This is a genomic window from Flavobacterium sp. ZE23DGlu08 (assembly GCF_030505335.1).
Lineage (GTDB): Bacteria > Bacteroidota > Bacteroidia > Flavobacteriales > Flavobacteriaceae > Flavobacterium > Flavobacterium algoritolerans.
Window position 1 is genome coordinate 18,781 of the sequence record NZ_CP130045.1, and the last position, 18,937, is coordinate 37,717.

An 18,937-nucleotide genomic window follows, 5' to 3' on the forward strand; every position below is an offset into this window, starting at 1 on the left:
TTGAATTAATAATTAATCTTGTTTATAAAGTTAAAGCTTTCCAACCTTGGCGATAATCACGTTTTACAAATTGATTAACTTCATCAAAGTTGGTAATTTTCATAGCATCATTATCCCATAATAATTTTGCGGAACGTCCTGGATACACTTCTTCTCCAAGCTCTTCTCTCATCACATCATACCCTCTGATAGCAAGATTTGCCATCAATAAAGCTTCTGTTAGAGGACCTGCAATTTCAAAAGGAGAACTTAATTCTTTTTTTCCATAACCTGCAATTGCAGCTTCAACCCATTGTTTGTAGTGCCCATCGGCACCATCTTTTACTCTGGCATATTTTTGAGCTACTTTTAAATTTTCATTTTTACTAAGAGGAAGTAAACGAGGATTTAAACCGTACGTATCACACATCATTTTTCCTTTTGTACCAGTAAATAATGTTCCATTTCCACCGTCTCCAAAAATTTCATTCGGACCTAGTTCAGTAGGTCTTTCAGGTTGGATTCCTCCATCCATCCAGTGTACCGCTATGTCACCATTTGTTTTTTCAGTTTTTGGAAAGGTTAATGTAACGTGACTTGAAGGAGGACAACTCTCTGGGAAATACCCTCTTTGAAATTCATCTACATAAACAGAACCAACACTGCATTGAACATCTTTAGCATATTTTAAGTTCAATACACTAAAAGGGGCTTCCAATAAATGGCATCCCATATCTCCTAATGCTCCTGTTCCGTAATCCCACCAACCGCGCCAGTTGAACGGCACTAATTTATTTACATACTCTTTGTGAGGAGCTGTACCCAACCATAAATCCCAATCTAATTCTTTTGGAATATCCGCTTTATTGGCAGACCAAGGAATACCTTGAGGCCAAACCGGACGGTCTGTCCAAGCATGAATAGTGTGAACATCACCAATTAAACCAGCTTCATACCATTCTTTCATTATTCTGGTTCCATCATTTGAGGAACCTTGATTTCCCATTTGGGTAACCACTTTATATTTTTTGGCAGCTTGGGTCAAAATACGAGCTTCATAAATATCATGAGCCATAGGTTTTTGAACATATACATGTTTCCCTAATTGCATAGCCGCAAGCGCTTGAATAGCATGATTATGATCTGGAGTAGAAACTGAAACTGCATCGAAATTTTTATGTTCTTTGTCTAACATTTCGCGCCAATCTTTATAAAATTTAGCTTTAGGAAATGCATTTACACTTGCAGCGGCTCTTCTGGTATCTACATCACATAAAAATGAAATATCAGCTTTTCCACTGCTGGCAAACATAGCAATATCAGATTTTCCTTTTCCACCAACACCAATACTGGCTATTGATAAACGATCACTTGGTGCTACGAATCCTCTTCCTAAAACATGACGAGGAACAATCATAAAGGCTGCTGCCGCTATAGCTGTTGTTTTTATGAAATCACGACGGTTGTTTGTGATTTTATTCTCTTCTTCTTTTTGTTTCATTTATTTTTAATACGGTTATAGTTAATAGTAATAAAATAGCTTAATAAATGAAGTGCTTTTCAATATTCTAAAGTTATTTAGAATACTGAAAAGCACCTTTGGAATTATTTTTTTAAGGATAAAATATATTTAGCCATTGATTTTGCATCATCCTTTTTAAGAGATGTATGAGCGGCCATCGGTATAGTTCCCCAAACTCCAGAACCTCCTTTTATAATTTTACCGGATAAATAAGCAACATTTTTTTCATTAGAAGGATATTTTTTTGCAATATCTAAATAGGAGGGACCTATAAGTTTTTTGTCTAATTTATGACATCCAACACAATCAGATTTTGCAATTAATTTTTCTCCATCAGATGTTTGAAAAATTGCGTTTGATTTTTTAGTGGCTTTAATATATTTTGTATCTAAATTATCATTAGAAAATGAGGTTAAGCTAATTAAAGCAACCCCAAAAAGCAAATATTTTAATTTCATTTTCATTTCTATTTAAGTTTTATAATCCTAAGTTTTTTCTGTTAAAAGCTTTATTTGTTTCTACCGCAGCAAAATCATCAAATGCTTTATCGGTAACTTTTATAATATGATTTTTTATAAATTCAGCACCTTCACGTGCTCCATCTTCTTGATTTTTAATGCAACATTCCCATTCCATAACTGCCCAACCTTTGAAATCATATTGTGCCAGTTTGCTGAAAATAGTTTTAAAATCAATTTGACCATCCCCAGGAGAACGATAACGTCCCGCACGATTTACCCAACTTTGATATCCACCAAAAGTTCCTTGTTTTCCTGTAGGGTTAAACTCGGCATCTTTCACGTGAAAAGCTTTAATCCTTTCGTGATAGAAATCAATATATTGAATGTAGTCTAACTGCTGCAATACAAAATGTGACGGATCGTAAAGTAAACAAGCTCTTGAATGGTTATTTACAGCCTTCAAAAACATTTCATAGGTTTCCCCATCAAATAAATCTTCTCCTGGATGAATTTCATAGCAAAGATCGATCCCATTTTGATCAAACTCATTTAAAATTGGCAACCAACGTTTTGCTAATTCGGCAAAACCGTCTTCAACTAAGCCGGGAGGCCTTTGTGGCCAAGGGTGAAAATATTGCCAAAGCAAAGAACCACTAAAAGTTGCATGTGCATTTAAACCTAAATTTTGGGATGCTTTTGCAGCATATTTCAATTGTTGCACTGCCCATTCTTGTCTGGCTTTAGAATTACCATGCACATTTACAGGGGCAAAAGCATCAAAAAAATCATCGTATGCAGGATGAACCGCAACTAATTGACCTTGTAAGTGAGTTGATAATTCTGTGATTTCTAATCCGTAAGAAGCAATTGTACCTTTAAGTTCTTCTGCATAGGTTTTACTTTCTGCAGCCTTTTGCAAATCAATGAATCGAGTATCTAATGTTGGCATTTGAATACCTTTAAAACCTAAATCAGCAGCCCATTTACAAATTCCGTCTAAGGAATTAAAAGGAGCTTCATTACTGATAAATTGGGCTAAAAATACTGCGGGGCCTTGTATTGTTGTCATATTATATTTTGTCTAAAACTTTTATGAATTCCTATTTTATTACAAAACGTAAGGAGTCCATTTTTTATCAGATTGTGATGATGCTACTACGTTATCAATAAATGCCATTCCTCTTAATCCATCTTCAACAGAAGGAAAGTCTAACATTTCAGGCGTAGGCTCTATACCATCTAACTTACAACCAAGCGTTAAGGCAAAGTTGCGGTAAATATTAGCAAATGCTTCTAAATAACCTTCTGGATGCCCGCCAGGAGTACGACAATTATGGGTAGCAAATGAAGATAAATGTGCTCCATAATTAGATCCCGCTCTTAAAATCTGCGCTGGTTCATCTAACCATCTAACCATTAAAGTATTTGGGTCGTGTTGGAACCATTCGATTCCACCTTTTTCTCCATAAACTCTAATTTTTAAAGCGTTTTCTTCGCCAGCAGCAACTTGAGATGCAATTAAAACTCCTTTTGCGCCATTGTCAAACTTCAACAATACAGCGCCATCATCATCCATAATACGGCCTTCAACAAGTGTGTTTAATTCTGCACAAACATCAGTAATTTTAGCTCCGGTAATATATTCCGCTAAATGTGATGCATGAGTTCCAATGTCACCCATTACAGAACTTTTTCCTGATTTTTTAGGATCAGTTCTCCAAGCAGCTTGTGCATTTCCTTCTCTTTCTGATAGTTTACTTAACCATCCTTGAGGATATTCTACCACGACTTTTCTAATCTTACCCAGTTTTCCCTCACTAACCATAGCTTTCGCTTGTTTAACCATTGGATAACCGGAGTAGGTATGTGTTAAACAAAGTATTAGTCCTGTCTCTTCTACTTTTTGTTTCAATAGTTTTGCTTCCTCCAATGAAAAAGTCATTGGTTTTTCAATTACTACGTTGAAACCATGTTCCAAAGCCATCATAGCAGGTGCAAAATGTGCAAAATTTGGAGTAACAATAGTAACAAAATCGATTCTTTCGTCAGCAGGTAATGCCGCTTCAGCTTTAATCATTTCGTCATACGTTAAATACGTTCTTGATTCCGGAAGAAACAAAGCTTTACCAGATGCTATTGCTGTTTCTGGGTTTATACTTAAAGCTCCACAACTTAATTCAATTAGTCCATCCATATTGGCGGCTAAGCGGTGAATTGCACCTATAAAGGCATCTTGGCCACCACCGACCATACCCATTCTTAATTTTCTCATAATGATGAACCTAAATATTTCCTTTTTTTAATTCTTTTACTGCATAATCACAAGCACGTGCCGTTAAAGCCATAAATGTTAATGATGGATTTTGACAAGCGATAGAAGGCATACAAGAACCATCGGTAACAAATACATTACTTACTTCATGCATTTGATTCCATTTATTTAAAACTGAATCTTTAGGGTCATTACCCATTCTTGCAGTACCCATTTCATGTATAGCCATTCCAGGATAACAATCGTTATCGTATGTTTTTACATTTTTGATTCCAGAAGCTTCGAGCATTTCAGCAGCATCATTCATCATGTCTTCACGCATTTTAGCTTCATTCTCTTTGTATTCGCAATCAATAGCTAAAACAGGTTGTCCCCATTTGTCTTTTTTGTTGTGATCGATATATACTTTGTTTTCATAATAAGGTAACATTTCTCCAAATCCACCTAATCCCATGCTCCAAGAATCTGCTGGTAAAGACATGGTATCTTTGAAATCACCACCAAAAGCCAATTCAGCAACTTCTTTATGCCATAATCCTCTGCTAGCACCTCCTTGATAACCGAAACCTCTTAAATAATCACGTTTATCACCACCTACATTTTGGTATCTTGGAATATAAATACCATTTGCTCTTCTTCCGTACGTGTATTTATCTTCAAAACCTTCAGCAGTTCCTTCAGCACCACAACGGAAATGATGATCCATTAAATTATGTCCCAATTGTCCACTAGCATTACCCATCCCATTTGGATGCGCTTCTGAAGTTGAATTCAATAAGATGAATGTTGATCCTAAAGTTGAACCATTTACAAAAACAATTTTAGCATAAAACTCCATAGTTTCATTTGTTTCTGCATCAATTACCATTACACCTTTTGCCTTTTTTGTGTCTTTATCATAAATGATATGATTCACAATAGAGTAGGGTCTTACTGTTAATCTCTTTGTAGCCATAGCAGCAGGCAATGTAGATGATTGCGTGCTGAAATAAGCACCAAACGGGCAACCACGACTACATAAATTTCTATATTGACAACTTCCACGACCTTTATGAGGTACTGTTAAGTTAGCCGTACGACCAATAGTTAAAATACGTGTTCTGTTATAATGCTTTTCTAATCTTTCCTTAACTGATTTTTCTACACAGTTTAAATCCATTGGAGGCAAAAATTTACCATCTGGTAAAAGAGGCCAATTTTCTGCTTGACCACTGATTCCTGCAAATTTCTCTACATAATCATACCATTTTGTAAGATCTTTATAACGGATAGGCCAGTCATTACCATGACCATCTTTGGCATTATCTTCAAAATTATGGTCACTGAAACGGTAACTTTGACGACCCCACATTAAAGATTTTCCTCCCACATGAAATCCTCTGTACCAGTCAAAACGTTTGTCTTCTGTATACGGGCATTCCAAGTCATTAACCCACCATTTTTCAGTAGCTTCATTATAGGGATAATCACGTGTTTGTACCGGATGTGTTCTTTTTTGTTCTTCGGTAAGTTTACCGGCATGCTCAAATTCCCACGGAGCTTTCATTGCAGATTCATAATCTTTAACATGCTCAATGTTCATACCGCGCTCTAACATTAAAACTTTTAAACCTTTTTCAGTAAGTTCTTTTGCTGCCCAACCACCACTAATTCCTGATCCTATTACAATAGCATCATATGTATTTTCCTCTTTTAAATTCGTATTTATATTCACGTGTAGTATTTTTTATTTAATAAAATAGTTTAAGACAAAAGGTTCCAATAACAATTAGTTGGTAGCCCAACCTTTTTGTCCAGGTTTGTAATCAGCACTTCCATCGTATCTACCAGGAACAGGAAGGTATTCACGTGCTTGTGTACATCCTATTTCTGAAGAGTAATACCCCAGAAGAGTCAAATCTCTTGCAATCAAAAAGAAAGATGGTGCTTTTCCATTAGCAATTGTTTCATCTTTTAAAGCTCCCATCAATTTCTGACGTTCTTCAATAGACATAGCCAAGAAATCTTTATTGAAATCTTTCAAGCATTTTGCTTGCATTTCTTTCATTCCTGAAGCAAAAATCTCTTGCATTTGTGCTGGATAACAATCTCTAATCATCATAGGAATAAAAGCGCCAAGTCCTGCTGCTTTAGCTCCTGGTGAAGATGCTGTCGTCGGTATAATTATATCGGCAAATTCAGCTAAAACCTCCTCATCCGAAGCGGAAAAAAATACTCGATTTTTTTCTTTTTCAGGCAAAGTAAAACTTTCAAATAAAACGCCCATAGTAGTTGCTGAGATTGCGCTTCCCATCAAAAACGCAACGCTTTTAAGTGCTTCTCTTCTATTCATTTGTTAATTATTAAAATTGTTTATTATTCTTAAATTATTATAACCTTACAATAATAAAGAAAAAAAAATAGCTTAATTTTTTTTATGTTAATTTATTGAATAATTCCATTTTTTTCAAATTATTAAGGGAATCGCTTTAAAAAATTCATTAAACACTATCTGTAATCTGTTAAAACAAGAAAAAAAATATATTTTTAAAAATTAAGTAGGGGTAGAAATCCCTTTTTTTGCTGTTTTTAGTTTAATTTAATCAGTTTTAACTTATAAAATTTTAATCAATTTCCATTTTAACGAATTTCAATGCGTTAAAATGACATTATTACCAAAAATTAAACTTAAAAATGAATTTTAATTAGCTCAACTAAATTATGGTAATAAAATTAGATATAAAAGTCTTTGTTTTGAATAAAATAAATAGGTGAATGAGAATCTAAACTGAAATATAAGTCCTAAGACTTTAAGCTTGACAATATGAATAATTACCTCTCAAATAATCCAAGTGTTCCGCCCACCCAATCTTTATCTTTATTGAATTTTACGCCTATCATTTCGCCACGACTCAATCGTACCAAGTTGCACAATAGAGTAGGTGCGGCATCTTCATTCTTCCAAACACAAAGCACCCGAACTTCGGCTTTTACTTTCCCATCAGGAGATTGTACAATAGGAAGATAGTTTACCTTTTTTTGAAGAATATAAAGTTCTTTTTCGACAACTGCTTCAATATCCTCTTTTATTACATGAAAAATAACTCCTGTTCCTGAGAAGGAAAAGAGTGGTTTTAGAACATAATTTTCTAAATCTTGTGGGATTTCTTTGAGCTCACTTAATAAAGTTGTTTCGATGAAATATTTCCCTTTTAAGAATGGTAAAATAAATTTACTGATTCGAAAAAACCAGTTGGGATGTCCAGCCCATTCCACATCAAGTTCATCAGAGAAATGAAAGTTTAATTTCAAATCGGTTCGCAAATCCAATTCATCAAAAATAACCCTATTATAGATTCTTTTTACAAGAATTTCATCGCCTTTTTCATTTTTATAGAACAGTTGTTTGCCTTTCTTTATGAGTTCAGTAACGCAAACTATCGGTATGCCAATATCTCTTCGGCAATAATAAAAGTCAATCTTTGTATTTTGTTTTTCGGGTTCAATTTCAAGGAGAATAACATTTTCTTTTGGATGGTTATTGCAAATCGCTTCTTCCAAAATATCCAGATATTCCTGAGGTTCAATGTTATTGATAAATGGGGTTAACTCATTGAGGAATGGATAATGATTCTTGAATTTGTCATACAAATTAATCTGATAATTATACAAAGAAGGAAATCCTTGCACTTCAATAAGTTTTGGAATAACAGCTCCGTCTTCTTCACAAATCCCGAAATCAATTGCTAAAAAAGTGGTGTGATCATCCTCATTTGGAACTTTATGATTTAGTTCTAACGACTTATCAGTTAATAACTTAAAGTCTTCTTTTTGAATAAAAGAAATAACTTCATTACAACCTTCAATCAATTGGTTTTTAAGCTCTTTCGAAATAAAAAAAGGCGTTTCACCTAAACGGAATGTAGGCATATAATTAAAATCGGAAGCAATATCATCTTTAAATTCCTGATATTTCTTTTCTGTAAATTGAGCATTAAATAACTCCCGATATTTTGAAATCATCTCGAAATGAATTTATTAATTAGAAAGCATTTTCTTTGTTTTCATCAAGTCATTAATAGCAGTTCTTAGAAAGTTTGGAATCAAGGTTTCATTTGTTCGGTATATTTTATCATCATCTAATAAATCTTCCAACATATTTCTAAACTTCCTTTTTCCTTTCATAGCTCTAATTTTTTCTTTTGCCTGTTTGTTTCTTAAATGAGAGACAAAGCTAATTGGATCTGCTTCGGGATGAAATTGAGTACCTACAAAATAGTCTGTAAAACGAACCGCCATGATAGCACGCTCGTATTGAACATGGTCTCTAATTTTCTCCAACGAAATAATTTTTGCGCCTTTTTTGGCAAAAACACTAAGCTTAGGCTGTACTACTTGATAATCTCTGGAATCAATTGCGTAAAAAGGATCTGTAACTCCTTCAAATAAAGGATCTGTAACTCCTTCTTTGGTTTTATGAATGGTCATTACACCAAAAGAAGTATCATTTCTTCGGGTAACCGTGGCCAACCCAAAATGCAAGCAAGCCATTTGAAAAGAATGACAAATGAACAGTACATGCTTTTTAACCGCATTTTCACTATTCCATTTGTTCAACGAATCGATAAACGCATAATATTTCACATCCCAATTTCCATCTCCAATTAATGGATTCCCTGGACCACCGGTAGAAATATAAATATCAAATTCTTTAATATCCGGTAATTCACATTTTACCCGAACATCGAATATTTCAAAACTAACTACAGGACTGAACCTGTTTACAACATCAATTATACAACGCATCCCCTGATTAGGTTCCCCTTTGTACATATCTAAAAGCGCTATTTTTATAATTTTATTCGACATAACTATTTTTAAAAAACGATGCGCAAAGATAATTTATATTTTACAATCCCTTTGTAAATTCGCCAGTTATAAAGTCCACCACTTTGCAAAGATCACCTGTTTCTTCAAAAACAGTTAATTGTTTGTCAGCTCCGGTTCCATTTTTCAAAATTTCATGAACATAATTAATATCCTCACGACTTCCCAGTTCATCAACAACATCGTCAATGAAATCTAATAATTCTAAGATGAGCATTTTAGTTTCCACTTCTTTTTGAAGTCCAAAATCAATCATATTATTATCGATTCCATAGCGGGCAGCACGAAATTTATTCTCCTTAATCAACGCCAATCGATAAATATTGAAACTCGTATTGTTCATGTTCAATTTGTAGAGTTTAGCCACAATTGCTTGAATAATAGCTACTATGCAAATGGTTTCATCAACTGTTAAACACATGTCACAAATCCTAAATTCTATCGTGTTATAAAAAGGATGTAAACGTAAATCCCACCAAATTTTCTTTGGATTATCGATACAATTTGTTTTTACCAAAGTATCTAAATAGTTTTCGTACGAACTTACAGAATCAAAATATTCCGGTAATCCAGTTCTTGGAAACTTGTCAAAAACCTTAGTTCTAAACGACTTATAGCCTGTTTTTCTACCTTCCCAAAAAGGGGAATTTGTCGAAAGCGCAAATATGTGAGGCAGAAAATAAGTCGCTTGATTCATCAATTGCAAACCAATTTCACGGTTTTCAATACCTACGTGACAATGCATTCCAAAAATCAAATTAGAACGTGCCGCATCTTGTAATTCATTAACAATATCGTGGTATCTGGGATCGTCAGTTATGGGTTGATCCTGCCATTTTGAAAATGGATGTGTCCCCGCACCACCAACGATAAGATCTTGTTTATCCGCTAATTCAACGATTTTTGAACGCAAAAACCGAATCTCATTTTTGGCATCATTAACGCTATGGCAAATATTAGTACCAACTTCCACCACTGATTGGTGCATTTCGGCCTTAACTTGCTCATTTAAAATTATTTTGGCACCATCCACAATTTTTGACAAATGCGAGCGTAAATCTCTCGTTTCAGGATCAATAATTTGATATTCTTCTTCTACACCAAGTGTAAAAACAGGTAATTTTTTCATTAATTTATTTTTTTAGGAGCTATTTACTCCGTCAGTTCGCTTCGCTCGTGTCCACTTTCCGTTTCAATCATTTTTTGTCCTGAAAAAGTTCAGAACAAAAAATGATTTTCACTTTAATCAGGACTAGGGCATTCGACAATCTATAGCATCTTATTTCCCGGCAGCGGCATCTTTTATAAAAGTTCCCCAAGTTAAATTTATCTTTCCTGGTTTTTGTTTTTTTGCAGCAGCAATAGCCATTTTAGCAGCTTCTTCAACTACCCATTCAAAGTTTTCAGCACCCACCGAAGTCAACTCGGCATCAGGTGCAGGATTTCCAAAATCAATCGCATATGGAATTCCGTCACGAACTGCGAATTCAACCGTATTAAAGTCATATCCTAAACCTTTACAAAGACGCAAAGTGTAGTCTTTTATAGTTGCCAATAACTTTTTATCTACTGGAGGTCCATCAATTACATAGCGCAAATGATGTGGATTTCTAGGCTCGTATTGCATAATTCGAACGGCTTTGCAGCCCAAACAATACACTCTGAAATACTCCGTAAAAACAATTTCTTCTTGTAACATCATTACTAACTGTCCTGTTTCCTGATGTTTTTCCCAAAACTCTTCTTTGTTTTCTAATCGGTATACATTTTTCCAACCTCCGCCAGCGTACGGTTTCATGTAAGCCGGAAATCCAATGTAGTCAAAGATTCCTTCCCAATCCATTGGGTATTTTAAATTTCGGAATGATTTTCCAGTTGTATCAGTAGGATGTTCAGCTGAAGGAAGAATCACCGTATTTGGCAACGGAACTCCAAGCGTATCTGCCAAAGCATTATTAAAAAACTTATCATCAGCACTCCACCAAAAAGGATTGTTAATTACATTGGTTCCTGTTAAAGCGGCATTTTTTAAGTAAGCACGATAAAAAGGGACATCTTGTGAAATTCGGTCAATAATTACTGCATATTCACCGTCTTGATTTTGAACCACTTTATCAATAGCAACAGCTTCGGCAATGATTCCTTTTTCATTTTTTGAATTGACACGATCAATAAATGCTTGCGGAAAGGTGTCTTCCATTCCAAATAAAATTCCGATTTTTTTCATCTTGATACGTTTATAATTTTAAAAAAATTTAATTCTTGATAAATAATGTGGAAACATTTCTTTCCAAACAGGCCAGTCGTGCTTGCGTTCCTGACGAATATCCAACCAATGATGAATATTCCTGTCACTCAGCACTTTGCTTAATTTTAGATTAGCATCAAAACAAATATCCCAGTTAGAAGTCCCTAAAACGATATCCATATTCCATAATTCATAATCATCTAGTCCGTATAAATAATCTTCAGGACTGTTGTAGAACACATCATCATTGTGAAAACCATCCATAAAACTTTTAATATTGAAAGCACCGCTCATCGAAAATACATGACTAACATATCCTGGATGTCGAAACGCAAAATTGGCCGCATGATACCCGCCAAAACTACAACCTGCCATAACAACTTTTCCTGAGGAAGTATTATTCTTTACCTTTTCAACTATTTCGTGACAAATCATTTTATCATATCTCACATTATTTTCTATGCGATGTATGGGATGAATATTTTTATTGTAAAAACTCTCTTTGTCAATGCTGTCCGGGCAAAATATTTGGATTAAACCCTGATCGATGTACCATCTTGCGGAATCAATCAATCCCATATCCTTATTTTCATGGTAACTGCCCATAGAAGTGGGAAATAAAATAATAGGATATCCTGCGTGTCCAAAAACTAACATTTCAATATCCCTGTTAAGATTGGGTGAATGCCATTTAAAATATTCTTCCTTCATAACTTTATTTTCAACAATTATAATGAAAAAATTCGTGCAAATAACATAAATATTTATGCTTAATTAAGATTTATTGTATAAAACATTACGATTGTCAAATTGTAATTTAATTGTAAAATTTGAATGAATATGTCGCTGTTTTTTAAATTATAAACAACAAATCAATTCCTTTTAACATATTTCTAAAACTAAAAAAATCAAGATTCCTTTTTTTAGTTTTCCTTTAATTCAAACAATTGGACTTGACTTTTTAGTCTTTCAATTAACATGCTCATCATTCTTTTATTGATATTTGACGAGTTTTTTATATAAACGGCATATTCATCCAAAGTGAATAATGCGATTATCATTCCTTTTAAAGCATTTCTAAACTTGATGTCTTTTTGGATAGCATTTTCTATAACCGATAATTTTTTTTCAACGGTGTAGCTATAAAAGTCTGCTTTGTTTTTTGCTACGTAATTAATAAATGAAGCTATAAACAAATCGTTTTGTAGTTTTAAAATAGGTCTAAGTACTTCATTTTGAAATGATTCTTCGGTTGAAGATTGATTGGTTACGGAGCCTATTGTTTGTCCTCTGAATTCTTTTAAAAAAGTATCACGTTCGCTCATTTTTTTTCTTTAAAAATAAAGAAAATAGCCATAAGAAAAGTTTATTTTTGCAGATATAAAGAAAAATTATGCGATTTCATACTAGGAAATGGGTAAAACCAGAAGATCTAAACCCTAACGGAACATTATTTGGAGGTAAATTATTGGCTTGGATTGATGAAGAATTGGCATTATACACCATTATTCAATTAGAAAATACCAGAATTGTAACCAAACACATGTCGGAAATCAACTTCAGAAGCTCAGCAAAACAAGGTGATATTATAGAAATTGGTATTGATGTTTTAAAATTTGGAAATACTTCGCTAACCCTAAAATGTGAAGCTAGAAATATGATGACACGCGAAACAATTATCACGATAGATCACACTACAATGGTAAATTTAGATGGTAACGGAAAACCAAAAGCACACGGAAAAACCGAAATTGAATTTGTTAAGAATCGTTTGTAATTAAATTTGATATTTTCGCTTTTAATTTGAAAATCGATTAAGGATTTCCATTGTTTTATCAGTGTCTTTTTTATCTACAAAAATATGGTCGTGATAAAAAGCGGCTACCACATTACAACTTATTCCTTCCTGCGAAAGAGCATTAGAAAAAGCTGCGGTTAATCCAACAGCTTCCAGTGAAGAATGAACTGTTAAAGTAACCCAAGAAGCAATAAAAGAATATTCTAATTTTAGACTATCGGCAAATTCCTTCTTGATCACTATGGTAGTACCTTCCTGCTCTTTGAATGTCATAATGATATCGTTAAGATTTAGATTTGCCAAATCATGAACCACACAAAAAACATATTCTCCTAAAATATGTTCCGGTTTCATTGTTTTAAGCAACTTCTCTAAGTCTTTTTCTCCGCTCATTTTAATGTAGAATGCATTTAATTTTTTTATACTTTGAAATCATTTTCGGATACCGTTTCAAAAATTTCCAAATCAAAATATTTTACAGAAGCAATAATATGATCAAATATATCCGACATGATGTACTCGTAATTTTCAAATCGCTTGTCATGTGAAAAGGCATAAACCTCGAGAGGAACTCCGTGTGAAGTAGATTGTAATTGACGACAAAGCATCAACATATCCTTATTTAATCCCGGATAATTGAATAAATATTCTGTAATATATTTTCTAAACAAACCTAAATTAGTCAAATTTCGTCCGTTAATCGCAATTGATTTATCAATTTTATGGCTAGAATTATATTCGTCTATTTCTAATTTTCGAGTGTCAATATAATCTGATATAAGATGTATTTTCTTCAGGTCACTCAATTCTGCTTCTTCCAAAAATCGGATGCTGCTCGTTTTAATAAGAATGTGTCTTTTGATACGTCTTCCATCTGAATTCAGCATTCCGCGCCAGTTTTGAAACGAATCGGAGCTTAAACTGTATGTAGGAATTGTGGTGGTTGTATTGTCAAAATTTCGAACTTTCACTGTTGCTAAATTGATTTCAATTACATCTCCATCGGCACCAAATTTATCCATCGTAATCCAGTCGCCAATTCGAACCATATCATTTATAGATACTTGAACGCTGGATACAAAACCTAAAATTGTATCTCTGAAAATCAAAATTATAACCGCAGAAACAGCTCCCAAAATGGTTAAAAGCTCTTTTTGATCAATATCAAATAATTTGGAAATAATCACTGTAATCCCAACAGCCCAAAGAACAATCATGATTACTTGAATAAAACTGTCAATAGGTTTATCGCTGTATCTTGGTTTTAGCTTTAAATAATCTCGTAATGCATTGAAAATAGTTCGGATAATCCATAAAACAAGCAATACAATATAAATCCCAACAAGTTTTCCAAAAACGCCTTCCCAATATTCATAGCGTTCCAGAATGATTGGAACCGATTTATAAATAAACAACAGCGGAATTAAATGTGCGATGTATTTAGCCGTTTTATTAGATACTAATAAATCATCAAATTTGGTTTTAGTTTTCTGGGCGATTACCGCCATAATCGTTACCAAAATAAGACGAAAGACTACATAAATAGCATATGCCAATACGCAAAGTATAGCAATATTTATAAACAGACTCAGGTAAGAAGCAAAACTGCTGCCTAATCCCCATTTTCTGAATATAGGATATAGAAAATTGAATATTTTTTCTATTAATTTATACATTTTTCAAGTATTTTCTTTCTATGTAAAAAGTCCCAAAAGGAGGAATTGACGCAATACAAATGATAAAATACTTTTTTAAATCCCACTTTTCACTAAACTTTAAAATTGTTGCCAAAATAATGTAGGCAGTAAATAATACGCCGTGAGCCATTCCAATGTGTTTGACATAAATAGGGTCATTAAAAATGTATTTCATTGGCATAGCAAAGAAAAATAACAATAAGGCAGATATACCTTCTACTATTGCTGTAACCTTAAAAATCTTAAGCATTTATTTTATTTTAAGTGATAATTGACAAAATTAAGTATTATCATTGATTTTCGATGCATTCCTTCCTAAAGTAAATTACTTTTGTATTCTTAAACTTTGATAATGAGCAAACGCGATTTAAAAAAATATTTAGCCGAACTTAATAAGGAGCAACTCGAAGAACAAATTATTGAATTGTACGAGAAATTCAGCCCCGTAAAAGTCTATTATAATTTTGTTTTTAATCCAAAGGAAGAAACGCTTTTGCAGGAATGCAAGCTCAAAATTTCGAATGAATATTACCCTTTAAAAAAGGCAGGAAGACGCAGTAAACCAAAACTGAGGCGTTCCGTTGCCCAAAAATACATCAAGCATTTTACACTTTTGGGTGTAGATCCATTCATAATTGCAGATGTAATGCTCTATAACATCGAAATTGCACAAACATTCTCCTCTGAACACATCGTAAAGCAAGACTTATTTTTTAAAAGTATGTTCAATTCTTTTGAGCAAGCCGTTATTTTCTTGATTGCAAATGGAATACTCAATGATTTCAAAACAAGAATAATAGGAATTCATACGGAAACAATAGAACAAAAGTGGTTCAACGAACCGGAGTTTAATGCTATAATAGAGCGATTTGAATATTGAGCGGTTGTATAATTCAATTTTATTTAATCAATCCTGTTTTTTTTAATTAAAATTGACAATTAAACTGTTTTTTAGGTGTATTTTTGCAAAAATCCAACAATAAGCAATGTCCCAAAACACTTTAGAAATAGAAATCGAAGACAAAAAAGAACTTTATGCGTATCAACAAGGCGATATTGATGCCATATTTGAACGCATAGATAATGCACCTCCACAACACCATTTGTTATATCAACTGCCTACTGGTGGTGGGAAAACTGTGGTTTTTTCAGAAATAGTACGCCGTTATTTATCACAACACGATAAAAAAGTAGTTGTTTTAACACACCGAATTGAGTTGTGTAAGCAAACTTCAAAAATGTTGAAGGGTTTTGATGTAAAAAACAAAATCATCAACAGTAAAGTAAAAGAACTTCCGGACCAAAACGATTATTCTTGTTTTGTGGCCATGGTCGAAACTTTGAAAAACCGTATCAATGACGAAAAATTACATTTAGATAATGTAGGATTGGTAATCATCGATGAGGCGCATTATAATTCCTTCAGAAAATTATTAAGCTCTTTCAAAAATGCATTCATATTAGGCGTTACCGCAACACCTTTAAGTTCGAATATTAAATTACCAATGCATGAAAGCTATGATGAATTAATCGTAGGGGACACCATTAGTTCTTTGATTGCAAATGGATTTTTGGCCAAAGCAGTCACGTATAGTTATGATGTCGGTTTGACTTCTTTAAAAGTCGGTATCAATGGGGATTACACCGTTAAATCATCTGATGATTTATATACCAATATGGCGATGCAGGAAAAATTATTGCATGCCTATACCGAGAAATCTTTAGGCAAGAAAACCTTAATTTTCAATAATGGAATCAATACATCATTATATGTGTATGAAACATTTAGAGAAGCCGGTTATGCGATTCGTCACTTAGACAACACCAGTAATAACGAGGAAAGAAAAGATATTTTACATTGGTTTAAGCATACGCCGGATGCAATTTTAACATCGGTTGGGATTCTTACCACCGGTTTTGATGAACCTACTGTAGAAACCATTATTCTGAACAGAGCGACAAAATCATTGACCTTATATTACCAAATGATTGGTCGTGGTTCCAGAAAACTTCCTAATAAAGATACTTTTAGCGTTATCGATTTAGGTAATAATGCAGCACGATTTGGCTTGTGGAGTGAGCCGGTAAACTGGCAACACATCTTTAAATCACCGGAGTTTTATTTAGAGAATTTACGTGATGATACAGAAATCGAATTGTATTTTAAATACAGTATGCCGCCTGATGTACGCGCTAAATTCAGTAAAACCGAAGTCGTAACTTTTGATGTCGATGAAGAACACAAACTCATCATCAAACAAAATTTACGTTCCAAAGAAGTACTGGAAAAATCATTGGAACAGCACGCTGCCATGTGTGTTGATAATTCTGAAACCCTGCAGGAAGCAAAAGCATTAGGAAAACTGTTAGATGATGATATCGATTGCCGCATCAAGCGCTATTCAAAATGTTTGAGTCAGTGCAGTAAAAATTACCGCGAGTGGCTTGTTGACGATTACAAATTGAAACTGGTATTGTTAACCGGGAAAAAATATCGTGAGAAAATCATGAACGAACCGGATGAAGATTAATATTTATTTTTCAAGGAGCTAATCCCGCTGTACACTATATCTGTTGTGGTCTCTTAAAAAAACGAGACCACAACAGGATGCCGTTTCCATCGGGGCTAAAAATTACGTTTACAAAACAACTATTTTTTATAAAATATAAAATCCAAAAAAATGCCAAAACAATTCTCTGATTTAGGAATTTCAGCACCCATATTAAAAGCGATTACCGAATTGAAAATTGTTGTACCAACAGAAATTCAGCAAAAAACAATTCCGTTACTTTTATCAAATACTACGGATTTGGTTGGACTTGCTAAAACAGGCACAGGTAAAACGGCAGCTTTTGGATTGCCTATTTTACAATTAATAGATACTAATTTACCTGTTGTACAAGCTGTTGTTTTGGTTCCAACACGTGAATTAGGCCACCAGATTTTTAGAAACTTAGAAGATTTTGCTAAATATTTACCTCAAGTTTCTATTGCAGCAACTTGTGGAGGAATTCCAATCAAACCACAAATCGAAAGACTTACAACACCTACACATATTGTTGTGGCAACTCCGGGAAGATTAATTGATTTGATTCAGCGCAAAGCAATAAACTTAAAAGAAACCAAATTCCTTGTGCTCGATGAAGCCGATGAAATGGTAACTATTCTAAAAGAAAGTTTAGATGAAATTGTAGCGGAATTACCTAAAACTCACAATACTTTTTTATTCTCGGCAACCATGCCAGGAGCCATTAAGCAATTAATTCAGAACTATTTAAATAAAAATGTGGTGCAAGTTAGTGCCAACATGGAAACAATAGGAAATCAAGGAATTGACCATGAATACATTGTGGTGGATCCTATTGAAAAACTGGATGTTTTAATGCATTTCTTGAATTCTAAAGAAGGAGAACGCGGAATTATCTTTTGCAAAACGAAAGCTGCAGTCAACAAATTAGCTAAAAACTTAGCCATCAACCGATTTTCTTCGGGCGCATTGCACGGAAGTTTATCACAAGGAATTCGAGACAGAATCATGGAGCAATTCCGTGAAGGACATATCAATATATTGGTAGCGACGGATTTAGCGGCAAGAGGAATTGACGTAAAAGAAATCTCTTATGTAGTTAATTATCATTTGCCGGATGTTTACGAAGCATATGTACATCGTAGCGGAAGAACGGCAAGAGCAGGAGCAAAGGGGCTTTCTTTGACGGTTTTACAACCGGAAGAAGTAGTGGAAATTGCTGATTTCGAAAAAGAATTAGGAATTAAATTTACTCAATTCAAGAAACCAACTGTTGCCAGCATTGAAGAAAATAACACGTTATTATGGGCGAAGCAAATTTTCAAGACAAAACCCAATCATGATGTCGCTCCAGAATTAAAAGAAAAAATAAAAACGGTTTTTCATCATTTGACTAAAGATGAATTAATTGAAAAATTGTTGGCAAATTACATCCTTCAAAACAAGAATGAACCTTTAGAAAAACCCGTTAAAAGACTAAAAAAGAACTAAACATTTAAAGTTTTTTTAATATTTAATATTTTATCAGCATCCATAAATAACGTATATTTATGGATGCTTTTTTAA

General features: G+C 33.7%; 19 protein-coding genes. 4 read left to right on the forward strand and 15 right to left on the reverse strand.

The features are described from left to right. Positions 1 to 22: 22 nt before the first annotated feature. The 12 genes from Q1W72_RS00095 to Q1W72_RS00150 all read right to left on the reverse strand — a co-directional run bounded on the left by Q1W72_RS00095 (position 23) and on the right by Q1W72_RS00150 (position 12,673). On the reverse strand, positions 23 to 1,480 hold the full coding sequence (locus Q1W72_RS00095) for a Gfo/Idh/MocA family protein (protein ID WP_099715523.1): 1,458 nt from the start codon (positions 1,478 to 1,480) through the stop codon (positions 23 to 25). Positions 1,481 to 1,584: 104 nt separating this feature from the next. After that, on the reverse strand, positions 1,585 to 1,965 hold the full coding sequence (locus Q1W72_RS00100; RefSeq protein WP_233206902.1) for a c-type cytochrome: 381 nt from the start codon (positions 1,963 to 1,965) through the stop codon (positions 1,585 to 1,587). Positions 1,966 to 1,978: 13 nt separating this feature from the next. After that, a complete protein-coding gene (locus tag Q1W72_RS00105) occupies positions 1,979 to 3,031 on the reverse strand; it encodes a sugar phosphate isomerase/epimerase (RefSeq protein WP_099715524.1) in 1,053 nt (350 codons plus the stop codon). Positions 3,032 to 3,070: 39 nt separating this feature from the next. After that, positions 3,071 to 4,234, reverse strand: a complete 1,164-nt coding sequence (locus Q1W72_RS00110) for a Gfo/Idh/MocA family protein (RefSeq protein WP_233206903.1) — start codon at positions 4,232 to 4,234, stop codon at positions 3,071 to 3,073. Between the two features lie 10 nt (positions 4,235 to 4,244). Further along, positions 4,245 to 5,948: a GMC oxidoreductase gene (locus Q1W72_RS00115; protein WP_099715526.1), complete on the reverse strand. Its 1,704-nt coding sequence runs from the start codon at positions 5,946 to 5,948 to the stop codon at positions 4,245 to 4,247. Positions 5,949 to 6,002: 54 nt separating this feature from the next. Continuing rightward, positions 6,003 to 6,566, reverse strand: a complete 564-nt coding sequence (locus Q1W72_RS00120; protein ID WP_099715527.1) for a gluconate 2-dehydrogenase subunit 3 family protein — start codon at positions 6,564 to 6,566, stop codon at positions 6,003 to 6,005. Between the two features lie 479 nt (positions 6,567 to 7,045). After that, positions 7,046 to 8,236 (reverse strand): hypothetical protein, encoded by a 1,191-nt coding sequence (locus Q1W72_RS00125; protein WP_099715528.1) that lies wholly within the window; start codon positions 8,234 to 8,236, stop codon positions 7,046 to 7,048. Between the two features lie 15 nt (positions 8,237 to 8,251). Beyond that, positions 8,252 to 9,082, reverse strand: a complete 831-nt coding sequence (locus tag Q1W72_RS00130) for a type 1 glutamine amidotransferase (RefSeq protein ID WP_302136637.1) — start codon at positions 9,080 to 9,082, stop codon at positions 8,252 to 8,254. A gap of 40 nt (positions 9,083 to 9,122) precedes the next feature. Then, a complete protein-coding gene (locus Q1W72_RS00135; protein WP_099715530.1) occupies positions 9,123 to 10,229 on the reverse strand; it encodes a carboxylate-amine ligase in 1,107 nt (368 codons plus the stop codon). A 150-nt stretch (positions 10,230 to 10,379) separates the two neighbouring features. Next, complete coding sequence (locus tag Q1W72_RS00140; RefSeq protein ID WP_121342036.1) at positions 10,380 to 11,327, reverse strand: RimK family alpha-L-glutamate ligase; 948 nt, start codon at positions 11,325 to 11,327, stop codon at positions 10,380 to 10,382. Between the two features lie 18 nt (positions 11,328 to 11,345). Continuing rightward, positions 11,346 to 12,059, reverse strand: coding sequence for an esterase family protein (locus Q1W72_RS00145; protein ID WP_099715532.1), 714 nt, complete (start codon positions 12,057 to 12,059; stop codon positions 11,346 to 11,348). A 212-nt stretch (positions 12,060 to 12,271) separates the two neighbouring features. Next, positions 12,272 to 12,673 (reverse strand): glyoxalase, encoded by a 402-nt coding sequence (locus Q1W72_RS00150; RefSeq protein WP_099715533.1) that lies wholly within the window; start codon positions 12,671 to 12,673, stop codon positions 12,272 to 12,274. A 68-nt stretch (positions 12,674 to 12,741) separates the two neighbouring features. Between Q1W72_RS00150 and Q1W72_RS00155 the strand changes: the two genes are divergently transcribed. Next, positions 12,742 to 13,125 carry an acyl-CoA thioesterase gene (locus Q1W72_RS00155; protein WP_099715534.1) on the forward strand — a complete coding sequence of 128 codons (384 nt, stop codon included), beginning with the start codon at positions 12,742 to 12,744 and terminating at the stop codon, positions 13,123 to 13,125. A 21-nt stretch (positions 13,126 to 13,146) separates the two neighbouring features. Here Q1W72_RS00155 and Q1W72_RS00160 read toward each other — a convergent pair whose 3' ends face one another. From Q1W72_RS00160 to Q1W72_RS00170, 3 genes are read right to left on the reverse strand one after another with little or no spacing between them, the layout of a single operon-like run. Further along, positions 13,147 to 13,539 carry an ACT domain-containing protein gene (locus tag Q1W72_RS00160; RefSeq protein WP_099715535.1) on the reverse strand — a complete coding sequence of 131 codons (393 nt, stop codon included), beginning with the start codon at positions 13,537 to 13,539 and terminating at the stop codon, positions 13,147 to 13,149. 26 nt (positions 13,540 to 13,565) lie between these two features. Further along, a complete protein-coding gene (locus tag Q1W72_RS00165) occupies positions 13,566 to 14,822 on the reverse strand; it encodes a mechanosensitive ion channel family protein (RefSeq protein WP_099715536.1) in 1,257 nt (418 codons plus the stop codon). Next, the gene (locus Q1W72_RS00170; RefSeq protein ID WP_099715537.1) at positions 14,815 to 15,093 is read right to left on the reverse strand and encodes a DUF3817 domain-containing protein; all 279 of its coding nucleotides are present in this window, start codon (positions 15,091 to 15,093) and stop codon (positions 14,815 to 14,817) included. The genes Q1W72_RS00165 and Q1W72_RS00170 overlap by 8 nt, the downstream gene beginning before the upstream one ends. Before the next feature lie 102 nt (positions 15,094 to 15,195). On the opposite strand from Q1W72_RS00170, the gene Q1W72_RS00175 reads away from it, so the two are divergent. The 3 genes from Q1W72_RS00175 to Q1W72_RS00185 all read left to right on the forward strand — a co-directional run bounded on the left by Q1W72_RS00175 (position 15,196) and on the right by Q1W72_RS00185 (position 18,862). Next, positions 15,196 to 15,723 carry a DUF6155 family protein gene (locus tag Q1W72_RS00175; protein WP_099715538.1) on the forward strand — a complete coding sequence of 176 codons (528 nt, stop codon included), beginning with the start codon at positions 15,196 to 15,198 and terminating at the stop codon, positions 15,721 to 15,723. A 106-nt stretch (positions 15,724 to 15,829) separates the two neighbouring features. After that, entirely contained in the window at positions 15,830 to 17,374 is a 1,545-nt protein-coding gene (locus Q1W72_RS00180; RefSeq protein WP_099715539.1) for a DEAD/DEAH box helicase, read from the forward strand. Positions 17,375 to 17,524: 150 nt separating this feature from the next. Continuing rightward, a complete protein-coding gene (locus Q1W72_RS00185; RefSeq protein WP_099715540.1) occupies positions 17,525 to 18,862 on the forward strand; it encodes a DEAD/DEAH box helicase in 1,338 nt (445 codons plus the stop codon). Positions 18,863 to 18,937: the final 75 nt, after the last annotated feature.

Bases quoted from the DNA above. Each gene is read 5' to 3' on its own strand.
- Q1W72_RS00165 (WP_099715536.1), bottom strand. From the start codon at position 14,822: ATGTATAAATTAATAGAAAAAATATTCAATTTTCTATATCCTATATTC.
- Q1W72_RS00160 (WP_099715535.1), bottom strand. From the start codon at position 13,539: ATGAGCGGAGAAAAAGACTTAGAGAAGTTGCTTAAAACAATGAAACCG.
- Q1W72_RS00105 (WP_099715524.1), bottom strand. From the start codon at position 3,031: ATGACAACAATACAAGGCCCCGCAGTATTTTTAGCCCAATTTATCAGT.
- Q1W72_RS00155 (WP_099715534.1), top strand. From the start codon at position 12,742: ATGCGATTTCATACTAGGAAATGGGTAAAACCAGAAGATCTAAACCCT.
- Q1W72_RS00140 (WP_121342036.1), bottom strand. From the start codon at position 11,327: ATGAAAAAAATCGGAATTTTATTTGGAATGGAAGACACCTTTCCGCAA.
- Q1W72_RS00135 (WP_099715530.1), bottom strand. From the start codon at position 10,229: ATGAAAAAATTACCTGTTTTTACACTTGGTGTAGAAGAAGAATATCAA.
- Q1W72_RS00175 (WP_099715538.1), top strand. From the start codon at position 15,196: ATGAGCAAACGCGATTTAAAAAAATATTTAGCCGAACTTAATAAGGAG.
- Q1W72_RS00110 (WP_233206903.1), bottom strand. From the start codon at position 4,234: ATGAGAAAATTAAGAATGGGTATGGTCGGTGGTGGCCAAGATGCCTTT.
- Q1W72_RS00120 (WP_099715527.1), bottom strand. From the start codon at position 6,566: ATGAATAGAAGAGAAGCACTTAAAAGCGTTGCGTTTTTGATGGGAAGC.
- Q1W72_RS00150 (WP_099715533.1), bottom strand. From the start codon at position 12,673: ATGAGCGAACGTGATACTTTTTTAAAAGAATTCAGAGGACAAACAATA.
- Q1W72_RS00170 (WP_099715537.1), bottom strand. From the start codon at position 15,093: ATGCTTAAGATTTTTAAGGTTACAGCAATAGTAGAAGGTATATCTGCC.
- Q1W72_RS00145 (WP_099715532.1), bottom strand. From the start codon at position 12,059: ATGAAGGAAGAATATTTTAAATGGCATTCACCCAATCTTAACAGGGAT.
- Q1W72_RS00130 (WP_302136637.1), bottom strand. From the start codon at position 9,082: ATGTCGAATAAAATTATAAAAATAGCGCTTTTAGATATGTACAAAGGG.
- Q1W72_RS00180 (WP_099715539.1), top strand. From the start codon at position 15,830: ATGTCCCAAAACACTTTAGAAATAGAAATCGAAGACAAAAAAGAACTT.
- Q1W72_RS00185 (WP_099715540.1), top strand. From the start codon at position 17,525: ATGCCAAAACAATTCTCTGATTTAGGAATTTCAGCACCCATATTAAAA.
- Q1W72_RS00100 (WP_233206902.1), bottom strand. From the start codon at position 1,965: ATGAAAATGAAATTAAAATATTTGCTTTTTGGGGTTGCTTTAATTAGC.
- Q1W72_RS00125 (WP_099715528.1), bottom strand. From the start codon at position 8,236: ATGATTTCAAAATATCGGGAGTTATTTAATGCTCAATTTACAGAAAAG.
- Q1W72_RS00095 (WP_099715523.1), bottom strand. From the start codon at position 1,480: ATGAAACAAAAAGAAGAAGAGAATAAAATCACAAACAACCGTCGTGAT.